Below are 24,113 nucleotides of genomic sequence, written 5' to 3' on the forward strand. Positions count from 1 at the left end.
CATTTTGCTGGCGTTGTTGATCTTATACCGATGGCTTTAGGCTCCGAGGCATTCGGGTTCAGTTTGACGAACGAGAATAAAGTCGCCACAAAGTGAGCTTGGCTCCCATAAGAATTCCTACCAGGTTGGCTAATGCGTCGAGCATCGACGCTTCACGATTGACTATCAACCAGCCTTGCAACCATTCCAACAGCAGACCGTATCCTGCCAATAATAAGCAAAGGGCAATATACAGCCGTGGCGTTAGCCCTAAAAAATAGCCTAACAGAGCAAATAAGCCATAGGCGGCAACGTGCAGCATTTTATCGAGAAACAAAATGCCGTATTGATTGAGATCGAGTAAGCTTTTTTCTTCCGCGCCAGGCAACAACGAAATGATAGTGATGAAGAAGAAATAAGCGATAAAAATAATCCAGCCGAGCAAGTAACGCCAAGGCATGCTGTGAAAACTGCGTACAAACATGTCGTTTCCTAACGATAAGAACTACAAGGTGTTATTGATCAACTGTTGTAGGTGTTTTACTGGGATCGCATAAGTGATGTCACTTGGGTTCGTCAGCGCAGATTCTTTGGTTGATTTCAAAAGTACTTTATTCACGATGGCGACCACTTTGCCTGATTGTGGGTGATAAACCGGACTACCGCTGTTACCCGGATACGCAGTCGCATCCAGTTGGTAAACCATGTAAGGGTTCTTTAGCTGTTTGAGCTGCTTAACGCTGAGTTCTTTGGCATTACGTGCTGGAATGGCGACAGGGGTAATGCTGGAGATCATGCCTTTGTGAGTTACTGGGTATAAACCTAAAATGGCACCGATAGGAAAACCAGTAAATGGGTATTCTTCACCTTCACGCACCGTATTTGTCGCAAGCCCAAGCGTAGGGATTGTGTTACCTGAGATGCGAAGTAGAGCAAGATCATGTTTGCTATCACGAGTTAATACCGTTGCAGTACGCACATCTGGATTTTTCCCTGTTCCCACAAACACCACAAATTGAGTTTTGCCATCTTTAACTAATTTGGCTGGCACGACATGAGCATTAGTCGCAACAATATTGCTTCTGCTAGATGAAGATATTTGAACGGCAAAGCCTGTACCTAGCAATTGTGCTCTTGGCGTGGCGAGTTTGTTGTAGATCCCAACCCCAACAATAGCGGGTTTGACTTTGCTAATAGTGTCGGGAAGGGCGGCAACAGTAGAAAAGCTGAATATGAAAAAGGTGATGAGCACAGAAGCATGCAGTAATGACTTAAAGGCTTTTACGAAGCGAGATTCATCGTGAAGGGAACGATGGCAATGCGGTTGTAATTGAGGGTGAAAAGAAGCTTGGAAAAACGTCATGGTGCATCCTTGCTTAGTGTTTACTGGTACATGCCTGTCTTTGCATGAGCTTTGTCGTTTAAAAGGTGAGTGGAAGCCGCCACTGTGAAAGTGGCGGCGGTCAGGGTTAATTCACGGCACTCAGTTTGTTTTGAAGTTGACCTTTAATAACCATCAAGCGCGGATCTGAGGTGTTGATTTTCTCAAGCACTTCTTCGGCATTATCGTCTTGGTTGTTTTCCAGTAAACTTTCCGCATAGTGAAGAGCGATTTCAGGGTCGCTGTGTTTCTTCGCATAGGCTTCTTTTAACAACTGTAACGACGGCGCTGCTTGGCCTGACTTCAATAAGCAGTAGCCATAGGTGTCTAATACTTCTGGGATAACACCATGTTTAGCCGCAAGTTCGTTGGCTTTATCTGCAGCGCTACAGGCTTTATCAAAGTTGCCTTTTTCAAGGTACAGCCATGCGACATTGTTAAGCGCAATGATGTTATTTGGCTCTCTGACCAAGATGGTCTCGTACTGAGCAATGGCTTCGTCAGGGCGGTATTTTATTTGTAAGTCAGCTAAGCGGATCTCAAGCGAAGCTGCTTTTTCACCATACTTATCAATGACAGATTTCAAGAACTTGATGGCTTGGTCTGTTTTTCCTGCCAGTTCGTAAGAGACCGCTAAATCAGCCGCTGAATCGGTATTAGGCAAGGCATCGTAACGTTGCTCTAAAACATTAATGGCTTGGGCGTAGTCTTTATCTTGAAGATAAATCATTCCTTGTAAGCGAAGATAGTAAGGCGTGGCTTTAATGTTATCTGCTTGCTTATTAAGAATGGCCTGACTTCTTTCCTTATCGCCATTTTTGAGCAATAAGCCAGCGTGCATTAAGGTGAAGCGAGCATCGTTAACAAATAATTGTTGTGCTTTTTCAGCCAGTACCAGACTGTTATCAAGGCGTCCCACGATTTCGTTAAGCTGAATGTTTTTAATGTAAGCAACATTGCTTAACGGGGATTTCTCTAGCCACTTCGCATAGTAGGTGAGGGCATTATCAGGCTCTTGTTGATGTTGATACAAATCACCAAGCATGCGATAGGTTTCGCTGGTTTGCTGGTGCGGCGAGATAGTTTCAAGTAACTCAATCGCAGCTTGATGTTCATTACTTATCGCTAACAGCGTTGCTTTTTGATATTTCAACTTATCATTTGCTGCATCAGCGGTGAGCTGTTTATCAACGGCTTCAGACAGAGCGGGTATTTCTTGTGCTGCATATGCTGAGCGTACGGCTTGTCGGAATGCAATGCTGTTATCAGGAGCTGATAGATAAGCTTCTAGCGTTAGTGGAAAAGCTGCTTTTGCGCCTTCTTCTTGTTGGGTGAGTTGGGCGAGTGCCAGTTTAGCTTGAAGATTGTCGGTATTGGCTGCTAACCCTTTTTCGTACCAAATTTTGGCTTGTTTGGGTTGTTTCTCCATTTGGTAAATCAGCCCTTTTAATAGCATCGCTTGGCTATTGTCTGGACTTTGTTCCAACCATTGGTCGATTGTCTGTTTCGCTTCCTCGACTTTTCCCATTTTGAGATAGAAATACGCTAATCCAATTTTGGCTTCTTTCATCCCAGGATCGACGTTCAAGGCTTGCTGAAGAGTATCAATACCGCCTGTATCGTTATTCGCAAGCTGGATTAACCCGAGTTTGACCTGACTTTGGCTAGAGCCCATTTCAGAGGCTTTTTGTGCTAGCGCGAGAGCTTCATCTTCACGGCCAAGACGGGATAACTCAACACTCATTGATGATAAGAAGGTGCTGTCTTGATCTGACGTCGCGTTGAAAGTGTTAAGTGTATTTAGGGCATCATCAACGTTCCCCAAATTAAATTGGGTGATGGTGTAGAGGCGTTTGACAAAGTGGTTAGCAGGGACAATAGGGTCAATTTTTTTGAAATGCTCGTTTGCTTGCTCGTACTTACCTTGTTGGAAGGCCACTACGCCAGCAATTAAGTAAGTCGCAACGTTTTGCGAGCCATTTTGAATCGCGAGATCGGCATGAGATTTCGCTTCATCATTTTCCCCTTTCGCATACAAAATGCTGGCTTTTAACTCGTTGACGAGCACATGGTTATTGGAGATTTTGAGTAGTTGGTTAACGTATTTTTCAGCATCATTGTAGTTTTCATCACGAACTAATGCTTGAGCCAGATACAGGGTGTATTGAATGGCTTCGGGCGCATTATCAACGGCTTTTTGGTAGCTGCGAGCAGCCGCTTTATGGTCACCTTTGGTTGATTCTAAGTGTCCTTTTAGTAACCACACATCGCTGTTGGTGTCGTATTGCTTAATGATTTTATTGACGATGTAGAGCGCCGAATCAATGTTCTCGTTTGCAGCATCTAAAGTCGCACGTCCTAAGGACTTATAAAGCGTGTCTTGACCTGAATTTTCCGCCAGTTCAAGCTCGTATTGGGCTTCTTTTATTTTACCTTGCTTCATTAAAGCCAGCGCTTTAAAAGCAAGGAGTTCTGTTTTGACATTGGTATTATTGGTACGCGTGTCTTCAACTAAGTCAATGACGGCTTCTGTTTTTTCTTGTGCCAGTAGGGCTTGTGCCAGCATCGGTGTTAGTACGTCGCTATCACCTTTAAGTCGAATGGCTTTTTCTAATTCTTTCTCAGCTGAAGCAAAGTTACCGCGAGCAAGGTAAATCTCCCCTAACATTTGACGTGCTTGGCTATCTTTAGGCGCTTGCTTGATGGCGTTTTTTAGCTCGATAACAGCTGCGCTAAGGTTTTGGTCGTCAATATAGGTTTGTGCTTGCTGGATGTAATCTTCGCCTGATTTATCATTACATGCAGCTAAAGTGAGTGAAATAAAGCTGGCGAGAGCAACCCGTTTGAATGTCTTGCTGGTATTGTGAGTCATAAGCATCCCTGTGATGACAAATAATTGCTGGACATTTTTATCATAGACCCAAATATGCCAACGTGTTGCGGATTGCTATGCTTAGAAGATAAAGGCACTTTTTATTAGGTACTTTCAATTTCTAGTTGTTTAACAAGTCATACTGAACGGCTATTAATGGGGTGTTGGAATAAGTGCGCTTTGCCGTTAATGATGGAGCTAAATGATGAATGGAATCGTCATAAATTGTCCTGAAACTTCTTTGCTTAAGAACAACCATATTGAAAGTCAGCATCGAGCTATGGAAGTGCTAAATGCGGAAGATATTCAATGTGAGTGGCTGGTCAACCCGAGTCGCAATACGATCAAGGCCGTTTGGTTGGCGATTGAGCCTTATGCACCTCGCAATGTGTTCTTGTCTTGGCATTGGATTAGTACTTGGTTCGATACTTTTGTAAATAGCAGTCAATCACGAACAAATGGGTTATTGGTTGCCAAGCGAGGCCAGCATTTAATCGGGGCGGGAATATTCGTTGCTCAACACTCGCGCAATATATTGGGACAAAAAACAACAAGATACTCATTGCACCGCGTTGGTGATGAACTAAGCGATCAAATATGGATTGAGTACAATGATTTTCTTATGGTTGAAGACCATCAAGACGTGATTCGCCAAGCCATGATGGTTGCGCTGCAAACACATATTCGCTCCCGAGATGCAGTACAAATAGGAGTAAGTTTGCCATCGCAGATGATCAAACTTGAGGTCTCATCGACAAAGCCGCAATTTGAAGAAAGGTTAATCTGGCACAGTCCGAGTTATCAGGTTGATCTCCAGCAATTACGTCAGCAACAGTGTGGTGTGATGCAATCTTTGTCGAAAAATGCGCGTAAGCAAATTAAACGAAGCATGAATAAGTATCAGCAGCGTGGTGTGCTGTTGTTAGAAACCGCGAATTCTGGTGAGCAAGCACTTGAGTGGTTTGATGCCGCGAAAGTAAACCATATTGCCCGCTGGGGGGCAAAACCAGAGCAAAGTGGGTTTGCCAATGACAAATTTGTTCAATTCCATCATCAATACATTAGTAAAAGTTTTGCGGGCGAGGCGAAGGCGTTGGCTAATTCAGCAGTGCAATTGCATCGCTTGAAAGTTGGCGAGCAAATTTTAGGGTATATCTATAATCTTCATTTTGGTGACACTGTCTATTTTTATTTGAGTGCGCTGAGTTATGAAGATGACCCACAATTAAAACCTGGGCTGGTGGCGCATGCTTTGTTAATTGAGCAAGCATATATGGATGGTAAAGCCGTTTATGACTTTATGGGGGGGGAAGCACGCTATAAGCAGACGTTCTCTAATCATAAGAGCGAGCTTCTAATGAAAGTATATTTTCAGCCCCATTTTGCTTTGACGGTGGAAAATGGGGCTAGAAGGGTTTATTCAGGGTTAAAGCAGCTTAAAGCGTTTTTGAAGGCCCCTAAGAACTGATCTTGCTCAAGAATAGGGTTGCCACAGAAATCCTTAAGCCCAGTAGAGTAGGCTGAAACGGCTAAGTTCTCTGCTATTGGGTAAGGTGAGCTTTCCGCAGTCAGTTTCTTGCTAGGGGTGAAGTCTCCAACTGCTGGTGCTTTAAACAAGCCATCAAGTTTGTCGCTGCCATGTAAGAAGTTAGGTTCTAAAACTTGGTTGTTGCTGGTTGTCGCAATACCAGAATCTCGTTCACGAATATCGCCACTGAGAACATTGTTAGTCACGATAGCATCTGATTCTTTAAAGCGAACATCGATCCCACGTGTATTGTAGAGAATATTGTTATTCACAATACTGTTCTTTCCTTTGTTGACGTACACACCTACGTCATTGCAGTGCATTATAATATTGTTGCGAATAACGCTATGGTTGGTTTCATAAGCGGCTTTATTTCGACGGTTTGCACGCTTCATACCTCCACCGCCAAGAGAAAGCCCAATCTGATAGCCTCCGTAGTCATTATTGGTGGTATTACAGGCGATAAGGTTATTCTCCATAATCCCATTGTGGCTACCAGCCTTAATAAAAGCGCCATAGCTGACTCGGTTACCACCTAGCTTGATGAAATCACGAATGATGTTGTTTTTAATTGTCCAATCGTTACCCATATCAAGGTTAATAGGGGTGACAGATGACGAAGCCTTGCTTGGCTCGGTAAAGTAAAAGTAGTTGTAAGCGATAGTGCCAAAATCAGGGAAATCTTGATTAACGCCATTTACTTTGATGGCTGCATTAAAATCGACAAATTCGTTATGGCTAATAACAAGGTTATCTGCGTCCGCGACTACATGCATGGCATGTTCACAGTGTGGTTGACAGTTACCTATGAATTTAAAGCCAGTAACAATCCAGTTGGGACGACTTAGTAATAGGCCTTCTAATGTGGTGAGCTCTAGTCTTACTTCACCTGCGGTTTCGGCTCGTAAGATAATCGGCTTGGCAGATGTTGGGTAATGCAAACTAGTGTTAATACGTTTTTGTTCGAGGTAGTAACTGCCGTTTTTCACTACAATCTCATCGCCGGGTTTGGCTTTATTGATTGCTTTGATAAGTTGATCTTCGTTAGTCACAAAGATCGAATTTGATGCTAATGGTAATTTGGCATAGGCGGTAGCGTAGTCAGGACCAACTGTCGGCCAACTTTTAGGGTTAAATTCCCGCCAAAAGTAAGACTTACTCGATAACTGGTTACCCGCTTCAAGTAAGGTATCACCAGCTATTGCTACACTTGGGTAATCTTTTTTGATGGTATTCCCAACACGCTGTAACGTATTGGGCAAAGGCTCTGCATTCGCGGTAATTTTGCTGTAAGCCACGTAGCCGACATACCCTAAACCGAGGTGAGCGAGAATGCCGACGGTGGCAAAATAGTAGGTAAGTTTCTGGAAGCGTGACTGCATAAGTGCCTCTTTAATCAATGGATTCGCATATAGTGCTAACTGTGATTTACGTTAGGCTTGAATAGTTTTTGTTTTGCGAGCTGCTTGCCGTTATCGAGTTGCTCCGAAATAAAGCCATAAGTATCAGAGCGCCCTTTTAAGAGTGCTGTCATCAGTAAAATGGTGGCGATATAAACAATGCAGTAGCCAATACTCACAATGATAATGGAAAGCAGTGCCGGAGAGTGACTGAGGAAAATTGTCTGCAGCGGCCAGCAAAGCGCGAAGGCTACAATCGCTGCAGTAAAAATCGGTAATAGCTCAAGCATAAAGGTGATGGCAGAAAAGCTGATATGCTGTTGCAAGATGAGGAGTAACAGGGCGCAAACCAGTGTGGTTAACACTAATCGTGCAATAACTAGCGTAGTAATGTCACCGAGTGTTACCGCAAGATAAAGCACCACAATAGAAACAATGGCAGTTATAAGCTCAAACTTAAATAAGAACTTCATCTGGTTGAGTAGAGTGAAGACATCAAAGAGCGCAAAAGACAAAATGCGCGTAATCAGTAATGGGGCTGCGATAGGCAAAAGGTAGGTGACCAACTGCCACTTTTGGGCGTCCCCAAGTGCGACTTCAACCAAGGCTTCTGCATTAATTGCTAATAACCCCGCGAGTAGGAATATCACCAAGCTTGTCACGATTAAGGTGCGGTGATAGATAAGACTAAAGGTTGGCGATGTTTTATCTAGCTGACCTAACCCTGGAAAAAGCACGGTAATGAATGGAGTGATTAAGACATCCGATGCTGTTTCGTATATACGTTGCGCAATGCTGAATGCCCCTAGGGCAGCAGTACCAACAAATTTAGATACGATTAATTGATCGCATTTAGTGTTGAAGAAATTAACAAAGCCTTTTAATAGGCTCCACTGAGAAAAAGCAAACTGAAGCTTGAGCTTTTTTAAGCAAAGCGTTGGTCGGTAAGGAGAAAAGTAGTAACTGGAAAGAGTTATAATAACGAAATAAATAACCATTCCGAAAATATACACCCAAAAACTAGTAGAGAAGTAAAGAGCAACTAACGTAAGAGCAAACGAGGTGATCTTAGCGTTGACATCGAACAGCATGAGTTTCTTATAAGCCAGCTCTTTCTTAAGCAGACCAATGCCAATGTTAGCGAAGGCCATAATAAATGGAATGATAGCCAGCACTTTTAAGATCAGAACGAGTTTTGGTTCATTAAAGTAGTGAGCAATTAATGGTGCTGACAAGAAAATAGCAAAAGCGATAAAAAGTTTAGCGACAAGCTGAATGGTCCATGCGGTGTTGATATCATCTTTATCCAGTTTTTCTTCTTTAATGAGATAAGCTTCAGTCCCTAAACGAGAAAACAGCTCAAAGAAAGCCGTTATCAACGTTGCCGTTGCGATAAGCCCAAATTCTTCAACGGAGAGAATACGAGCAAAGATCAGCATAGTTAAAATGCTAATCCCTGATGAAATCCAACTGGCGATTGAGAGCCAAAATGACGCAGAGGCGACTTTTTTTACGAAGGACATGTAATTTGCCCTGTTTGCATCAGTTCGCAGAAGGCGTGATAGTCTTCTGGGATGCCGATATCAATAAAGAAACCATTGATTTTATGTGCTTGTAAGGTTCGTTGCTCAACTTGATGGTAAAGAAAATCAGTTTCAAAAGAGAATAGCGCTTGTACTGGCAGATGCTGGAGTAGTGCTTTAGTAGTGAGATAAACGCCAGCGTTAATTGCCCCTTTTGTGCCAGGCTGTTTCTCCTGAAAGCCTGTAATTCTCATCTGATTATCAAAAGTAACTTTGCCATACCTTTCAGTATCACTGACTTCTTTGGTTGCAATGAACAGTAAGGCATCACTGAGGTTTTTCTCTGTCTGTAAATTCGCAAGTTGGAACTCAACAAAGGTGTCGCCATTGAGGATTAAAATATCTTCATTTGCTGCTATTTGGCAATTTGTTAAAGCATTCTTAATAGCTCCACCTGTACCAAGGGGAGAGTTTTCAATCGCATATTCGATGCTGAGCCCCTGATAGTGGTGACCAAAATGTGTTTCAATTGCTTCTCTACGGTGAGAGACAGCCATGACCACACGTTGAACGCCTTGAGATTTTAAATAATCGAGTTGGTACTCAAGGAAAGGGCGACCAGCAACATCGACCATAGGCTTGGGCTTTCCCTGAGTGATGCTGCTTAAACGTGTCCCTAAACCGCCACATAGGATAATGGCGCAAGTAGTGCGTACTTCCATTTATTTACCTTTATAACTCAAGGCTGAAAATAACCTTTTTCAACAAATCCACATAACGCATGACCAATAAGGATGTGGCACTCTTGAATACGAGCCGTATGGCTTGAAGGAACAGATATACAGATATCGCACATCTGGCGCATTTCACCGCCTGCTCCTGCAAGCCCAATTGTGGTTAGTCCTTGCTGTTTGGCCATTTCGATTGCTCGTAGAATATTGGGTGATTTTCCCGAGGTACTGATACCAATGAAAATGTCCCCTTTTTTGCCGTTAGCTTGAATTTGACGGGCAAAGAGTTTTTCAAATCCGTAGTCGTTACCCACTGCAGTTAGGATGGAGGTATCGGTAGTAAGGGCCTGAGCTGGTAAGCCGGGACGATCAAACTCAAAACGACTAACAAATTCAGCTGCGATGTGCTGAGCGTCAGCAGCGCTGCCACCATTGCCGGCGAGCAAAACTTGGTTACCGTTTTGGTATGCTTCAAGGCAAAGTTCGCCAGCACGTGTCATGGTCTCAAGTACTTCAGGGTGTTCTAACAAAGATTGCTTAGTCGCAATTGAAGCTTCAACTTGTTGCTTGAAATAATTTAGGCTTTCCATGATTGCGTTCCTTGCCATGTAAAGTGGAATGGTTGAATTTTTCCATCAAGATCTGAGAGCGCCTCTTCAACACTTAGACGATGAATAGGGTCAACAAACAGCATCATGAAACCACCGCCACCAGCCCCTGAAATTTTGAGCGATTTAGCCCCTGCAGTTAATGCCCGATCTTCAATTAGGTTGATGTGAGGTGTTGCAATAGAGTCAGAAGTCGCTTTCTTTGCTTCCCAAGAGGCTTTGAGTAAATCTGACATACCGCAAATATCGGAGTGCAGTAAACGCTCTTTCATCTCAAAGGCTAAGCGTTTGACATCATGCATAGCTTCAAGCGGCTTTGTATCATTTGAGCTGGTGGTTTTAACTTGATCTTCAATAATTTGCGCAGAGGAGCGTGAAACCCCAGTAAAAAACAGCATTAATTGGCTTTCGAGTTCATTAATAATGCTTTGGCGAATACGGAGTGGATTTACAAGTACGCGTTCACCTTCGTAGAACTCCATAAAGTTGAAACCGCCGAAAGTCGTAGCATACTGATCTTGCTTACCTCCGGAGAGTTGGCAATCGATACGTTCAATATCGTAAGCAAGACGGGCAACTTCATATTCATCTAATGGTAAGTTAAGCAGTTTCTGGTAAGCACTGATCATAGTGACAACCATAGTGGAAGATGAACCTAAACCACTGCCAGGAGGCGCCTCAGAGTGGGTATAAACCGTGACCGCCAGTGGTTTGTTATCGTTGTAGTCACGTACGATGCGGTTATATACCGCTTTGTGTAAGATTAATTCGTTGTTGAGTTCGAGGTAGTTAAGTAGAGGAGAGTGGAAGCTTTCTTCTATATCTTGGGCGATGAAAGTAATGCCTTTCTCAGGACTATGTAATTCAATAGTACAGTGAGCATACATATTAATGGCGGCATTAAGAACGCAGCCACCAAATTGGTCACAATAAGGGGAGATATCGGTACCGCCTCCAGCGATGCCTAAGCGTAAAGGCGAACGTGAACGAACTATCATGATAAGCATCCTTTCTCTTCGCTTTCGTCATAAAAAATGGCGATTTTGCTTGAACTAATTTATGGATAAAACTTTGTTCTAAGGTACTGCGCATCCTATATTTAGGATGGATGCTGGCTATACATTGTGCAAGTTTGTCCTGACGGCAACACAAAAAAAGCCTATCGTTACTTCTGTAGCACCAGCTAAAACGTGATACTTAAGGATGAGAAAGGGTGAGTTATGGAGTCAATTCTCTTTTTGTTATGCCTCATATTGTTGGTTTATGTTTGTTGGCAAGCAACCAAGACCACTTCACGAAACGATAAAGAGGGATAACAATGCGCGATCTTGTCTTTGTCGCTATTTTTGCATTACTGGTGGTGTTTGCCATTCGTCGCCCTTTTATTGGGTTGTCATTGTGGTTATGGTCTGGTTTGTTCGTTCCAGCCCATTGGTTAGGTGGGTTTGGTGCCTCAATAAGCTATAACACCGCATTTGCTTTGCTTGCTATGCTAGGTTATCTCTTTCTACGAAATAAACCCCAATTTCCAGCTACAGGTCTTTTTTTCTGCGTTATTCTGTTTTGTTTTCATACCTTTCTGACAACGCAATTTACCATCGCATATTACGAGCTGGTGTGGTTGGAATGGGTTAAGTTCGCCAAAATCATATTACTTTTTATCTTTCTTTGTTTATTGGTTCGAGAAAAGCCCCACTTTGACATGGTGATCTGGGCTGTTGTGTTATCGGTTGGGTTTTATGGTTGTGTTGAGAGCTTGAAGTTTTTAGCATCGCTTGGTGGACACAAAATTGCAGGTCCTGAAGGGCACTTACTCAGTGATAATAATCACTTAGCAGTCGCTTTGTGTATGACGATTCCACTTGCTTTGTATTTGGCAAAGCAACAGTCAGATAAGTGGGTGAAATACATTGTATGGGGGATTGCGGCTGCATGCGTGATTGCAGTGTTGGGAACACACTCTCGTGGTGGTTTACTGGGATTATTAATTGTGGGTGGCTATTTCTGGTTACGTAGTCAGCACAAAATGGCATCGTTAGTTGTAATTTTGTTGCTTGGTGTTGTAATGCTCCAATACTTACCTGATGCTTGGTTTGACCGTATGAATACATTGGAAAATGTAGAATCCGATGGCTCATTCATGCACCGTGTAACGGCTTGGAAAATTCATACCTTGATGGCAATGGATCACCCTATATTTGGTGGTGGCTTTAAAGCAGCGCAACATGCTCATTTATGGCAACTTACTGCTGTTAATATTGGTACGTTTGATTTTATTCCATCACCAGAACCGGGTGAAAAAGGATTAGCCGCTCATAGTATTTATTTCCAAGTGATTGGTGACCAAGGTTTTGTCGGGTTCTTTATTTTTGCCCTGATACTTTGGTTGACTTACTCTCAATTAAGTACGATAGAAAAGTATTATAAATCTGATGCACAAACAGTATGGCAATATGATTTAGCAAAAATGCTTAAAGTCTCTTTATTAGCATTTTGTAGTGCTGGTGCAGCACTGTCACTGGCTTATCTAGAATTATTTTGGGCATTAGTAGCAGTAACGAATGGTTTGTACTTACACTGTCGTGCGGCACAGGTGATTGATAATAAGAAGAATGAAGCTCAACCTATATTGAGCTGAGTTAATGCTTAGCTTTTTCTAGCATCGTTCTGGGTCTAAACCTTTAGCAATGAAGTGTTATAGAGAAAATATTGGTTAATGGCTATCTTCTACTCTCTTGTTTATCACGTTTTTCTTATTGGTCAGAGTGTAGTTTGCAATCAGGTCAAAAATAAAATTTGAGCTTGCCCAGCGAATAGGTGGGAGAGCGTCTTTTTCAAAATAGCTTGCATTATCGGGCATGTAAGACAAGCCGTGCTGCTTTAACTGCGGAACAATACTTGACTGCTGCATATATCGGATTGAATAACGGACCCTGCGTCGCAGATATAGTTTAATATCAGAGAATGAAAGTAATTTTAAAGATTCATATTTAAAAATAGCATCTTGGCATACGCCAATACGCTCTTTGGGAAGGTCTGAGTTTTGTTTTAAATCGGTAGCTGCTAAATAGCCTAGCATGCTGTCATCGCCAATCAGGCCAAAGGGGAGCCTGACGTTAATATCAATGATTTTTCCGATAAATGAAGGAGCTAATAAATATAGGGACCCTGTAAATTGGTGCTGTTCCAATAGGTCTTTTCGCCAACTAAGCGCATTGCGTCCATGCTCCCAAGGAAAGCTAGAAATACTATTGTATTGAGAATATTTAAAGTGATAGTCAATGATATTTGAAATAGCGTCATCGCTTAGTTCTAAGTCTCCATCGACATAAATTGGAATTGCGTTCTTCGTGTAATATTGGTATGTGAAAACATTCCATGCATTAGATTTATCACCTACAGGGATCTCGATAACCTGAACATTAGCGTGCTGCTGTGCTACCTTGCGTGCTTTTTCCACTGTTTTATCGCGGCAGCCATTCGCCATAATGAAAACTTCAGCTTCATAATTACCGAGGCTTTCAATAATACTTAAAATAGAACCTTCAATTTCATTTTCTAGGTTATAAGCAAACACACAAACTTGAACTTTCACTTCTACGCCAGTTTTTGTTGCTTGTTGGTTCATTTTCCCAGTTCCTTCTGCTTTTATTTCCTTAATAACTTAGTAGGCGTGCATTAACTGTTTTGGTTGAGTGGCTCATAGGGTGAGGAGTTTTCATGTTGTTGTTCAATTATTGCCACAATTTTTTCGGCGTTACGGTGCCATTCAAGTTCTTTTTCATCGATAGTTGTAACCGCACTCGCTTGTATCTTCTGGCGTAGCGAGGAGGTATTGATAAGTTGTTCGATTTTTGTCACTAAGTCATTCATGTCATTAGGATCAAACAACAAACCGTTATAGTGATCGGTGATCAGCTCTCGAATATTCGCGGTATCTGGCGCTACGATAGCTTTGCCCGTAGCGAGGTATTCGATGAGTTTCAACGGGGAGCACCATGGCGTAACTGCAGGCTGAATCGCAATATCAATTTGGGATAGCCAATATGGCATTTCTTGACGACTAACAAGCCCAGTAATATGAATGTTTTGCTCTAAGTTATCGCGCTTAGCTTGTGCTCTTAAATCGTTCAGGACGGGACCATCACCGACTATCAGTAACATAATATTGGGATCTTGCTGTGCCGCGATTTTTTCTAATACTTTGTCCAACTGGTGCCATTCACGGCAAAAACCAACAAAACCGATAACCAACTTATTATTGAATTGATTGCAGTTGCTATTGGCAGTGGCTGCAACTGATTTTGGATTTGGTGAAAACTGGCGTTTGTCGATGCCGTTATGAAGTACAGTAATGTGCTCTGCTGTTACGCCAGCTTGCTTAACATAGCCTGCAAGCACTTGGGTAACAGGTAATAGGTGATCGCTGTTGCGCCAAGCGTAATATTCTGACCATTTAGCTAACATAGGAATGGCGATGCCACCATAGTGTTCGCGTTCGTTATACAGTGGGGAGTTAATTTCGAGTATGAGTGGTAGCTTAAATAGCTTTTTTGCCCAGACCCCAGAAGGTAAATACAGATTATAACGTTCATAAATAGCATCAGGCTTGTGCTTGATGATGGCGCGACACAGTTGAATGAAATCATAGAAACTATAACCCAATTCAAGCAGCTCGCTCACAAAGCGAGGTAACTTTTGGCGTAACACCGACACCCAACCCCCATCACTACCGAAGCTGGCTTGTTCAGCGACATTGGGAGCAATCATCACCACAGTATGACCTTGTTCTTTTAATGCAGACACGATGGCATCAATGTGTACATATTGTCCATCTTTAGACGCGATGCGGTGATGATAGAGGATCTTCATTTCGTTACCCTTTGACTAATTCAGAGAACACTTGGTATTGCTTGTCTGACGTACTTTGCCAATCAAACTGCTCGGCATACTGGCGTGTCTCTAGACGGGAAAATGGTTTATTGATGAGTTGTGTTATTGCTTGGGCGATTTGCTCTGCGTTGCGCTCAACTAATTGACCAGCATGAGGGTGTCGCACAACTTCTGGAGAGCCCCAAATCTTGGTTGCAACAACTGGGGTGCCGCATGCCATCGCTTCGAGTAGCACATTAGCCCAGCCTTCACGGCTAGACGCTAAAACCAAGGCATTGGCAGCGCCGTAATATTCACATAATGTTGATTGTGGCTGCTGACCGAGGAAAGTAACGCGATCGTTGAGGCGAAGCTTATTAACCCGTTGCTTGAGTTTTTGTTCTTCAGGACCATTGCCCGCAATGAGCAATACCGCATTCGGAACCTTGGCGAGTGCTTCTATTACAAAGTGATGTCCTTTACGTTCGATGAGCCAGCCAACCGATATGATAATTGGTTTATCTTGTGGTAGGTCTAATTTAGCGCGTAGGGCGATTTGTCGTTGTTCATCACTGAAGGTGAATAGCTCTAAATCCACACCATTTCTTAAGGTACTGACTTTCTCTGGTTCAGCGCCGAGATTAAGCATCTCTTGGCGAAGCGCCTCGCAGACAGCCATGTTGTGGTCACTGTTTTGCAATACCTGTTGGATTTGGCGTTTAGGGAGTTCGTATTGAGGGATCAGGTTAATATCGGTGCCACGCGCAGTCACTGTAAACGGTAAATTGAATTTTTTAGCTACCTGTTCAATGGCAACGCCATCAGGATAGAAATAATGTCCGTCGATAGCGTCGAAGTGATGCCCTTGGGCTATTAATCGTTGTATTTGTTTCTCTAAACTGTAAGCGAGTGTTTTCGGCGTTAATGTCATACCTAATTTAGGGACGACCAAAAAACGCGGGTGGTAAACCATAAACCCATTTCGCGCTTCATGCTTAGGCACTTTGGCGTACACGCCATATTGGCCAAACACATCTGAGGTGAAGGGAAACCAGGGGACAGGAGCGACAACCGTGATATCGACATCTGGGTAATGCTTTTTCAAATGCTTTAAACGTGTTTCAACAAAGACACCGTGTTTAGGGTCAATGCTGTTTGGAAAGAGCGTTGAAATAGTTAATAGTTTCATAATCGCCTTACTGTTTAAGCATAAATTGAGAGAACATCAGTAAGCACCATAGCGAGGCACCATGGTCGCGATAGCCTTCAACGTGTTCATGCAGCATTTGTTTGAGGTGAGCAACATTAAAAAAGCCACTGTCGAGCATATTGGGTGAAAGCACGGCGTCATGTAGCGTTTGCTTCAATGAGGTGCGGAACCAACTACTAATGGGCATACTGAAGCCCATTTTCGGACGGTATAAAATATCTTGGTTTACATAAGGTTCGAGTGCTTTTTTAAATGCGTATTTGCCCTGCATACCTTGAATATTGTCTTGGCTGCGAACGGAATATGCCCACTCTATAAATTCGTGATCCAGCAATGGCGCTCGCACTTCTAAAGAGTTTGCCATACTGGCACGGTCAACTTTGGTCAGTATGTCGCCTACCAACCAAGTCTTAATGTCTAGGTATTGAATTAGCTTGAGCGGATCGTCTGTTGGCGCGTTGTTGGCGTGTTGAGTGAGTTGATCAATGCCGTTATAGCCGTTGAGTTGTGTTTTGTATTGATCGCTGAATAACAATGCGCGTTCATCAATTCGCAGTTTTGAAATCGAGCTCGCATAGGCTTCGACCTGACTCAATGCTAAAGACTGGAACGTAGTTTTCGCTCGAAGAGGGCGAGGAGCCCAATCCGCTTTTGGATAAAACCGGCCTAATGAACCAAAAATAGGTTTACGAAAACGAGATGGGATAACTTGGCGGATTTTCTGCTCTGCAATATGCATGCGATGACGGCGGTAGCCTGCGAAAATCTCGTCACCGCCATCACCGGATAGCGCCACTTTTACAGATTGTCTTGCTAACTGACACACTCGATAGGTAGGTAGCGCAGAGCTGTCAGCATAAGGTTCATCGTAAATATCGTTTAGGTGTTTGATAAGGCTTATATCATCAGCATCTACGATTTTTGAAACATGATTGGTTTGATATTGCTGGGCGATTTGCTGGGCATATTCGCTTTCATCGAAAGCTTGTTCATGAAAGCCAATGGCGCAGGTATTGACGGGTTGTTGTTGTAATCGCGCCATCAAAGAAACAATGGCGCTAGAATCAACACCACCAGAGAGAAACGCTCCAAGAGGTACATCGGCCATCAAGCGAATTTTGACCGCTTCTTCAAGTCGTTCAATCAATGACGACTGGGTTTGTTCCCAGCTTAAAAATTGCTCGGGTGCGGATAAATCCCAATAGGGTGAGGTTCTCAGCTTTTCCCCAGGGGTCAGCAGCATGGTATGACCCGCCTCAAGCTTATAAATGTTTTGATAAGCAGTATAAGGGTCGGGAATATAGCCATACATGAAAAAGTCTTCTGCCATTTCTGGGCGAAGTTGTTGGCTAACATCTGGGTGATCAAGCAGCACTTTGAGTTCAGAGGCAAAAACGAGCTGACCTTGTGATGTTTGGCTATAGAACAGCGGTTTCTTGCCTAGACGATCACGGGCAATGAAGAGCTGGCGACGATTACTATCCCATACCGCAAACGCGAACATGCCGCGAAAACGGCTGACAGATTTCTCTCCCCATTCTTCCCATGCGTGAACGATAACCTCGGTATCGCTGTAGGTTGAAAAGGTATGGCCTAACTGTTTGAGTTCGGCAACTAACGGCTGGAAGTTATAGATTTCGCCATTAAACACCACAGCCACAGAGCCATCTTCATTGAATAACGGCTGATGCCCGCCAGAAAGATCAATAATGGATAGGCGGCGGTGGGCGAGACCAATAAAAGGGTCAAAGTAATAGCCTTCATCGTCAGGGCCTCGGTGAGCCTGACGACGGTTAATGCTCTTTAAGCAATCTGGCTGAATTGGAGCCGATTGATAGAGGTTGAAAATACCCGCAATACCGCACATAGACCGTCCTTTTCTATATTAGCGCATTGAATATCCATTCTGTATTTGTCGGTGATGTAATTAACTCATGCCTTGCTTATTGCCAGTGTTTGGCTAAATCCTTAATGGCAGCTTTGTTGGGTTTGGTACTCGCAACTGCGATAATTTCTGCAGTTGCCTCTTGCCCTGTTAGTAGGTGCGTTGCTTGTGCCAGCTTAATATCCATAGGTTTGCTGGAACAAAAATCGGCAATACAGTACCAGTAAACAATTGTGAGCTTCTTACCTGCACCATTAAGCACCGTGAGTTCAGTCGCTGTTAAATCAGGGGCTAAGTTCACCGTGTTACTTGAAAGTGGTGACCATAACTCCTTATTAAACAGCTGATTATTGCCGCTGATGATTTCTCCTTCGTCTTGCCTTAGTGCATAACGTGCATTGTAGATTGTCATCGAACCATCTTGGTTTTGCGCTAGCGTTTGCTGTTTAGCATGAGCAAAGCGAATTCCCCAATCGGTATCAGCAACAGGAGATACGTTTTGTGGCAACTCTCGCGCTGTAATTAACTTGCTATCGTCACTGGTAAAAGTTTGCTCCCATAACCCTAAGCTTAGTAAAGCCATGGTTAGCGTACCGATAACTTTATGACTTTTATTTTGACTTTCTTGAGGATAACCTTGGATTGAAAATGCCATCTGTTTAGCGGGTGGATCAGCGAAAATACTAGCGGTAAAGAAGATAACGACAATCACGAAGCTAAAGAATACCCAGCCATAAACTAGATGATCGGCTCCTGTGGCGTGCTCCATATCCGAAAGATAACCAATAACGATAATGCCAAAAGCGCGAATACCATTGGCGATAATTGGGAAAACAAAAGAGAAGCCTGTAAATAAAATACGTTTCCACCAATGGGTAAATTGAAGGTAAGCGAATAGGGTGCCAAGCGCGACGCTTGAGATTAAGAAGCGGATCCCCGAACAGGCTTCAGCAACATGGAATAGACCATTAGGGATCGTGAGGTAAAGCCCTTCACGATAAACCGGGATATTGACCAAGTTGAGGAAAAATACCGATAAGTCGGCAGTAATAAGTTGAAGCGCAGGAACGAGTTCATCACCAAACGGCGCGGCAAAAATGAGGAAGAAAATGGGAAACCACAAATGTTTGGCTAATGGTGTACCAATCACAGCCCAAATGATGAGTTGAAGACTAATAACACTGGCGACATGTTGAAAGAGTGAGATATCAGCTGCGCTACCAAATAGCCACAGCATGGCAGGAAAAGTCAGTAGAGCAACAGGTATCCAGCTAGAAGATAACGGGATTTTTCGGATATCTTGCCGCTTTTGCCATACCAGCCATAACGAGATTGGTACAATCAGAAAACAATGCTCGTAGGTTTTAGACTGCATCCAAACTTGTACCATTTCTTGCAGTGTGGCGGAAAACACTAATCCCCATGCAATAATGGGCAAGGCTAAGCGAAAGAGAATAGAGTTATTCATGACGCTCTCCTTCTAAATAGCCCAATAGTGGCGTGAGTTTGGCATCCCAGCTGAAGTTATCTTCAAGCCATTGGCGAGAAACATCGGCCTGTTGATTGCTTTGCGCGAGTTTGTCTATCAACCAAGTAGTGATCTCTTGTGGATCATCGGCAACTGAAAGGTATTGTGTCGGATAGCCTTCTAACCCTTCCATGCCAATACTTGAGGCAAGGACAGGTTTTGCCATTGCCATCGCTTCAAGGATCTTGTTTTGAATTCCCCGTGCAATTTGCATTGGCGCAACAGCCGCTTTGGCATGTTGTAAATAAGGGCGAATATCATCGACACGGCCAGTCACGACGACGTTTTGCTGATTGTTGAGCTGTGTTATGGATTTCGGAGGTGTGGATCCTACCACGTAGAAGTAACAGTCAGGTTGGGCTGCAAGTACTTGTGGCCACACATGTTTTACAAACCAGTGAACAGCATCAATATTGGGGTGATAGTCCATTGCTCCTGTGAACACCACGTAGTTGTGATGAGTTAGTGGATAATTCTCCGCCAGTTTATTGGGTTCGTGCGGCGAGAAATAAATGCAGTCGATGCCATTTTCTAGTAATTGAACCTTGGTTCGCGTTTCAGGTTCAACCATGGCGCGAAACTGCTTCACTTCGGTTTCTGAGATAAAGCAGCTGACATCAAAGTTTTCAGCCACCTTAGTTTCAAAATCAGCAAGCGTAATATGTTCACGCTGATAGACGTAACGCATTATTCCTTTTGCTCGCTTTGAATATTGGCGCCATTTATCAGAGTCAATATCTGCAAAATCAATAACTTTGTGGAGATGTTCCGGTGCATCTAACAGGTATTGCGCCATGCAACCTGAGTACACGAAGGCTTTCTTGATGTGTTGCTGATGAATTACCTGATTCACCCAGCTTTGCATCTTCTGATGCGTGTAATAGGGCACTGTGATTGGGTCACCAGTAATGAAGGCTTTTAAACCTTTTACCTTTGCCACTGAAGGGTTGAGCGAAATGAATAATGTCTCTTTGCATAAGGCTTTTACATCGTCGACGTAGCGCTTATCGAAGTTATCATCAATAAAGCACCCGAGATAAACATCGAAATGCTTATTCAAAAATTTCAGTACGTTGCACGTCGTAATTTTATCCCCTTTGTTCGGTGGGAAAGGGATACGATGGCAAAGGTATAAAAGCGGCTCTTTCATTATATTTTCCTAGTAACTTCGATGGCTAACCCAAATACTTAGATAAAAAAGGGCCTAACTGGCGACTAATCATCAGTGGCAGCTTTTGCCATGCTTGAATGAAAAACTTGTATTTAGGATTATTTGGCGACAGATTGGGTAACGATTTCGCTTTCACTAAGGCGATACGGTAATGGAGCGCTTTTTCTTCCATTCCCCAGTGGCGTTTGTATTTATAAGCACCGGAGTCCACTTTACTGCGCCCGAAATCAAACGAACTCATGCCTTTCTTCTGCGCTTCACACATGAGTTGGTAGTACATGTAGTCGTTACTTTTAAGTTGGCGAGCGTCATGTGTACCACCGCCATAGTAGGGGAGGACTTGGTCTTTATAGTAAAAACTCAATACGCTTGAAACCGGTTGGTTGTTGTTATCCCTAACGACAAGGGTTTCGCAGCGATCACCAAAGGTAGTTTTAAGCTCTTTAAACAGTGACGGATGGAATACTGGCGTGCCTAAATTACGAACCGATTCGGCGTAAATTTGATAGCAAAGTTCAGGGTTATCGCTGTTATCAGCTTGGAGCTCATTTTTATTCGACTGGCGGATCACTGCCCGCTGTTTTCGTTTCACCGAGGTTAAAATCGCATCCGGATCATCTTTGAGTTCACAAGAAAATGTGGCGTGATGACAATGTGGTTGCCAAGGTCCTTCGCTTTCTTTGGCTTCTTTATCCCTAAGCTCGACATAATCCACGTCGAGCGAGCAGCCAAGCTCGTAGGCGGCTTGCTCTAGCTTCTTGCGAACATCATCGTTATCGGCAACCGCACCGCCATAAACGCAAAAAGGGGTTGAGATGAGTGCGTGCCCAAAGAGTCGGCTTTTTTGCTCAAACAAGGGTAAAACGCCAACCAACTGGTTGTCTGATTCAGCGAGCAAATAGTGATGCTTGTGACCAAAAACCTTGCTGATCACTTTTTGCCAGCCACTTAAGTGAAAGAAGCTACCTTCTTGATGGTTATCAACGTAGTTGTCCCAGGCTGAAAAGTCGTTCTCTGCTATCTTCCTGATTGCCAGATTTTTCATCGCTTTCGAATTCCCGTAGCTGATAAGTGTTGTACATGGTGTCCCAATTAAAGTCCGTTAATAATTGTTCGACCCTTGGTGCCATATATTTGAGGTTTAGGTAATGACGGACACGAGATTTAAGTGAGATCCCCGCCATTTTCGGCTGTTCAGGATCCACTTCCCACGGATGGAAATAGAAACTAAAAGGTTGTTGAGTTTGCGCTAAGAATTGACGAATGAAGTACCGGCTGAGCGCATAAGGGTAAAGACGGAAGTACCCACCGCCGCCAATAGGTACGTTTCGCCCCATAAGGCTGAGGGTCGGGATTGGGATCTCAATGATGCCTTCAGGGCGTCGATATTTAAAACGCGGCCAATCAGGCGTGCCATAGATGTCGTGTTTAACAGGGTAAGTGCTACTGGTATATAAAAAACCAGCCTTATGAAGTTCTTTAAAAGCCCACGCATTGTTAACGCCGATGGAAAAGCTCGGAGCACGGTATCCTTTTACTTCAACCCCTGATTGATCCTCTAGTAGTAACTTACTGCGCCTTATATCCTGTTTGAATACTTTAGCGGTTTGCTTATTTGCATGCTGATGGGCAAAACCGTGGCTTGCGAGTTCATGACCTTCAGCAACGATACGCCGGGTTAAATTAGGGCAGGCTTCGGCAACCCATCCCAGAACGAAGAATGTTGCCTTGGTTTGGTGATGGTTAAGAATTTCGAGAATACGCTCAGTGTTAGCTTCAACGCGTAAAGGGTACTTGTTACCCCAATCCTGTCGAGACACAACATTAGAAAAGGCTTCAACGTGGAAGTAGTCTTCCACGTCAATAGTGAGGGCATTGGCATTCCCAAATTGTGTATTGTGTTGTGACATATCTTGCTGTGACATACGACTCCCTAAATACACTTGTGACCCTGTCACTACTTGGTGGTTGGTAGCTAATGGCTCTCATTTGATTGATGAAAAAACTAAACGGCTAATAACGGGTTATCGCCCCTTACCAAACAATACGATTTCAGATGTTCGGATTAGAATAAGTATGTCCAACATGAAGCTGCGGTGTTTGATGTAATATAAATCGAATTTAAGCTTCTCAATCGCATCTTCTTTACTACTGCCATAAGGGTATTTAAGTTGCGCCCAACCAGTTAAGCCGGGTTTTACATTATGGCGGTGATTGTAATAAGGAATTGAGTGCTCAAATTGCTCTGCAAATTGTGGACGTTCAGGGCGAGGACCGACAAAACACATATCGCCACGAAACACGTTGAAAAGCTGCGGTAGCTCGTCAATACGATATTTCCGTAAAAATAGCCCAATCTTAGTGATTCGTGGATCCGCTTCCGTTGCCCACTGTGCGCCATTTTTTTCGGCATCAAGACGCATGCTACGGAATTTATATATTTGGAATGGTTTGCCTCTTAAGCCTGTTCTTTGTTGCGAATAAAGGACGGGGGCAGATATACCATCTTCTAACTTGATTAAGATAATCGCCAGTATAATCAAAGGCCAACAGAACAATAAAATAAGCAAAGCAATGGTGCTGTTAAATAACCAATTCAAGGCTTTGACAAAAAAGTGAGATGGTTTTTTGTCATTAAAAATAACCCAAGAAGGATAAATATGAGTAACAGCGATTTGTCCAGTTTCTCGCTCAATAAAGTCAATAATATCAGTGATTAAAACACCGTCGATTTTACAGTTAAATAAACTATCGACAGGTAAGTTTCCACGGCGCTCATCAGCAGCAATAACAATTTCTTCAATGTTATGCTGTTTGACATAATCGCTGAGAGAACAGTCTAACTCGATAATATTACCTTTAGGCGCTTGTTCTTTGTTGTCTCCGCTAATATGTACATAACCTTGAAGATCAAAGTGAACGCGGTCAGATTTACGGCGCATGCAGCGTTCAATTAAGCTCGCTCGCTCACCCGCGCCAATGACAAGCACTTTGACTTGCCCAATTTTTTCATAGTTATTCGTAATCGCGATAAAACGAGAAATTAATAAACCTATGAATGTTAATGAAAAAATTAACTCTCTACTGAAATTAGGTAGGGTGTCGAGTGGGGTGATGAAATAAATGCCACTCGATAGAATATAAGCAAGAACTAGCGCAACTAATAAGCGTACCGCCATTCCGTTAAAGCTTTCACGAAGCTTTTCGTTGTAGAGTCCTACTGCTAATAAAGCTATTTGCAGTGGAAGTGTATAGAGAACAAGGTGAATGAAGAAGTGCGTATCGCCATATTGCGGTAGCTTAGTTGAAGTAAAATGCTCAATTCCTATCAGCCCGAAGCTAAAAATAGAAAAAAGCACCAAAATATCAGCAAAAATAAGTGTAGCATTACTTAAATTTAAGTCATGAAATCGTGAATGCGTCAT

The 24,113-nt window shown here is 43.2% G+C and carries 19 protein-coding genes; 2 read left to right on the forward strand and 17 right to left on the reverse strand.

Features of this window, described 5'->3' with window-relative positions; translation table 11 throughout:
• Positions 1-58: 58 nt before the first annotated feature.
• The 3 genes from A3K86_RS20610 to prsT all read right to left on the reverse strand — a co-directional run bounded on the left by A3K86_RS20610 (position 59) and on the right by prsT (position 4,232).
• Entirely contained in the window at positions 59-463 is a 405-nt protein-coding gene (locus A3K86_RS20610) for a VanZ family protein (RefSeq protein WP_068335981.1), read from the reverse strand.
• 21 nt (positions 464-484) lie between these two features.
• Positions 485-1,342 (reverse strand): S1 family peptidase, encoded by an 858-nt coding sequence (locus A3K86_RS20615; RefSeq protein WP_084406710.1) that lies wholly within the window; start codon positions 1,340-1,342, stop codon positions 485-487.
• A 106-nt stretch (positions 1,343-1,448) separates the two neighbouring features.
• Positions 1,449-4,232: an XrtA/PEP-CTERM system TPR-repeat protein PrsT gene (gene prsT, locus A3K86_RS20620; protein WP_068335983.1), complete on the reverse strand. Its 2,784-nt coding sequence runs from the start codon at positions 4,230-4,232 to the stop codon at positions 1,449-1,451.
• Positions 4,233-4,434: 202 nt separating this feature from the next.
• Between prsT and A3K86_RS20625 the strand changes: the two genes are divergently transcribed.
• A complete protein-coding gene (locus tag A3K86_RS20625; protein WP_084406712.1) occupies positions 4,435-5,700 on the forward strand; it encodes a GNAT family N-acetyltransferase in 1,266 nt (421 codons plus the stop codon).
• Here the strand turns inward: A3K86_RS20625 and A3K86_RS20630 are convergent.
• Genes A3K86_RS20630 through A3K86_RS20650 form a run of 5 tightly spaced genes read right to left on the reverse strand, consistent with a single transcriptional unit; the run spans position 5,649 to position 11,020 of the window.
• On the reverse strand, positions 5,649-7,142 hold the full coding sequence (locus A3K86_RS20630; RefSeq protein ID WP_068335988.1) for a chondroitinase-B domain-containing protein: 1,494 nt from the start codon (positions 7,140-7,142) through the stop codon (positions 5,649-5,651). The two genes, A3K86_RS20625 and A3K86_RS20630, sit on opposite strands and share 52 nt — an antisense overlap.
• Before the next feature lie 35 nt (positions 7,143-7,177).
• Positions 7,178-8,683, reverse strand: coding sequence for an oligosaccharide flippase family protein (locus A3K86_RS20635; RefSeq protein ID WP_068335991.1), 1,506 nt, complete (start codon positions 8,681-8,683; stop codon positions 7,178-7,180).
• Positions 8,671-9,405, reverse strand: coding sequence for a nucleotidyltransferase family protein (locus tag A3K86_RS20640; protein ID WP_068335994.1), 735 nt, complete (start codon positions 9,403-9,405; stop codon positions 8,671-8,673). Before A3K86_RS20640 ends, A3K86_RS20635 begins: the two co-directional genes overlap by 13 nt.
• Positions 9,406-9,422: 17 nt before the next feature.
• On the reverse strand, positions 9,423-10,004 hold the full coding sequence (locus A3K86_RS20645; RefSeq protein ID WP_068335998.1) for a D-sedoheptulose-7-phosphate isomerase: 582 nt from the start codon (positions 10,002-10,004) through the stop codon (positions 9,423-9,425).
• Entirely contained in the window at positions 9,992-11,020 is a 1,029-nt protein-coding gene (locus A3K86_RS20650; protein ID WP_068336001.1) for a GHMP family kinase ATP-binding protein, read from the reverse strand. The genes A3K86_RS20645 and A3K86_RS20650 overlap by 13 nt, the downstream gene beginning before the upstream one ends.
• A gap of 320 nt (positions 11,021-11,340) precedes the next feature.
• On the opposite strand from A3K86_RS20650, the gene A3K86_RS20655 reads away from it, so the two are divergent.
• Positions 11,341-12,660: a putative O-glycosylation ligase, exosortase A system-associated gene (locus tag A3K86_RS20655; RefSeq protein ID WP_068336004.1), complete on the forward strand. Its 1,320-nt coding sequence runs from the start codon at positions 11,341-11,343 to the stop codon at positions 12,658-12,660.
• 75 nt (positions 12,661-12,735) lie between these two features.
• Here A3K86_RS20655 and A3K86_RS20660 read toward each other — a convergent pair whose 3' ends face one another.
• The 9 genes from A3K86_RS20660 to A3K86_RS20700 all read right to left on the reverse strand — a co-directional run bounded on the left by A3K86_RS20660 (position 12,736) and on the right by A3K86_RS20700 (position 24,113).
• The gene (locus A3K86_RS20660) at positions 12,736-13,650 is read right to left on the reverse strand and encodes a glycosyltransferase family 2 protein (RefSeq protein ID WP_068336007.1); all 915 of its coding nucleotides are present in this window, start codon (positions 13,648-13,650) and stop codon (positions 12,736-12,738) included.
• A gap of 50 nt (positions 13,651-13,700) precedes the next feature.
• Positions 13,701-14,894: a glycosyltransferase family 4 protein gene (locus A3K86_RS20665; protein WP_068336010.1), complete on the reverse strand. Its 1,194-nt coding sequence runs from the start codon at positions 14,892-14,894 to the stop codon at positions 13,701-13,703.
• Between the two features lie 4 nt (positions 14,895-14,898).
• Positions 14,899-16,083 (reverse strand): glycosyltransferase family 4 protein, encoded by a 1,185-nt coding sequence (locus A3K86_RS20670; protein WP_068336013.1) that lies wholly within the window; start codon positions 16,081-16,083, stop codon positions 14,899-14,901.
• Between the two features lie 7 nt (positions 16,084-16,090).
• Entirely contained in the window at positions 16,091-17,971 is a 1,881-nt protein-coding gene (locus A3K86_RS20675; RefSeq protein WP_068336016.1) for an XrtA/PEP-CTERM system amidotransferase, read from the reverse strand.
• Positions 17,972-18,047: 76 nt separating this feature from the next.
• The gene (gene xrtA, locus A3K86_RS20680) at positions 18,048-19,457 is read right to left on the reverse strand and encodes an exosortase A (protein WP_068336019.1); all 1,410 of its coding nucleotides are present in this window, start codon (positions 19,455-19,457) and stop codon (positions 18,048-18,050) included.
• Complete coding sequence (locus tag A3K86_RS20685) at positions 19,450-20,667, reverse strand: TIGR03087 family PEP-CTERM/XrtA system glycosyltransferase (protein ID WP_068336022.1); 1,218 nt, start codon at positions 20,665-20,667, stop codon at positions 19,450-19,452. The genes xrtA and A3K86_RS20685 overlap by 8 nt, the downstream gene beginning before the upstream one ends.
• A gap of 25 nt (positions 20,668-20,692) precedes the next feature.
• On the reverse strand, positions 20,693-21,733 hold the full coding sequence (locus A3K86_RS20690; protein WP_068336025.1) for a FemAB family XrtA/PEP-CTERM system-associated protein: 1,041 nt from the start codon (positions 21,731-21,733) through the stop codon (positions 20,693-20,695).
• Positions 21,669-22,613, reverse strand: a complete 945-nt coding sequence (locus tag A3K86_RS20695; RefSeq protein WP_068336029.1) for an XrtA system polysaccharide deacetylase — start codon at positions 22,611-22,613, stop codon at positions 21,669-21,671. The genes A3K86_RS20690 and A3K86_RS20695 overlap by 65 nt, the downstream gene beginning before the upstream one ends.
• A 99-nt stretch (positions 22,614-22,712) precedes the next feature.
• Complete coding sequence (locus A3K86_RS20700; RefSeq protein WP_068336033.1) at positions 22,713-24,113, reverse strand: TIGR03013 family XrtA/PEP-CTERM system glycosyltransferase; 1,401 nt, start codon at positions 24,111-24,113, stop codon at positions 22,713-22,715.

The sequence above is a fragment of the Photobacterium jeanii genome (genome assembly GCF_001650345.1).
In the GTDB taxonomy this organism is placed as follows: domain Bacteria; phylum Pseudomonadota; class Gammaproteobacteria; order Enterobacterales; family Vibrionaceae; genus Photobacterium; species Photobacterium jeanii.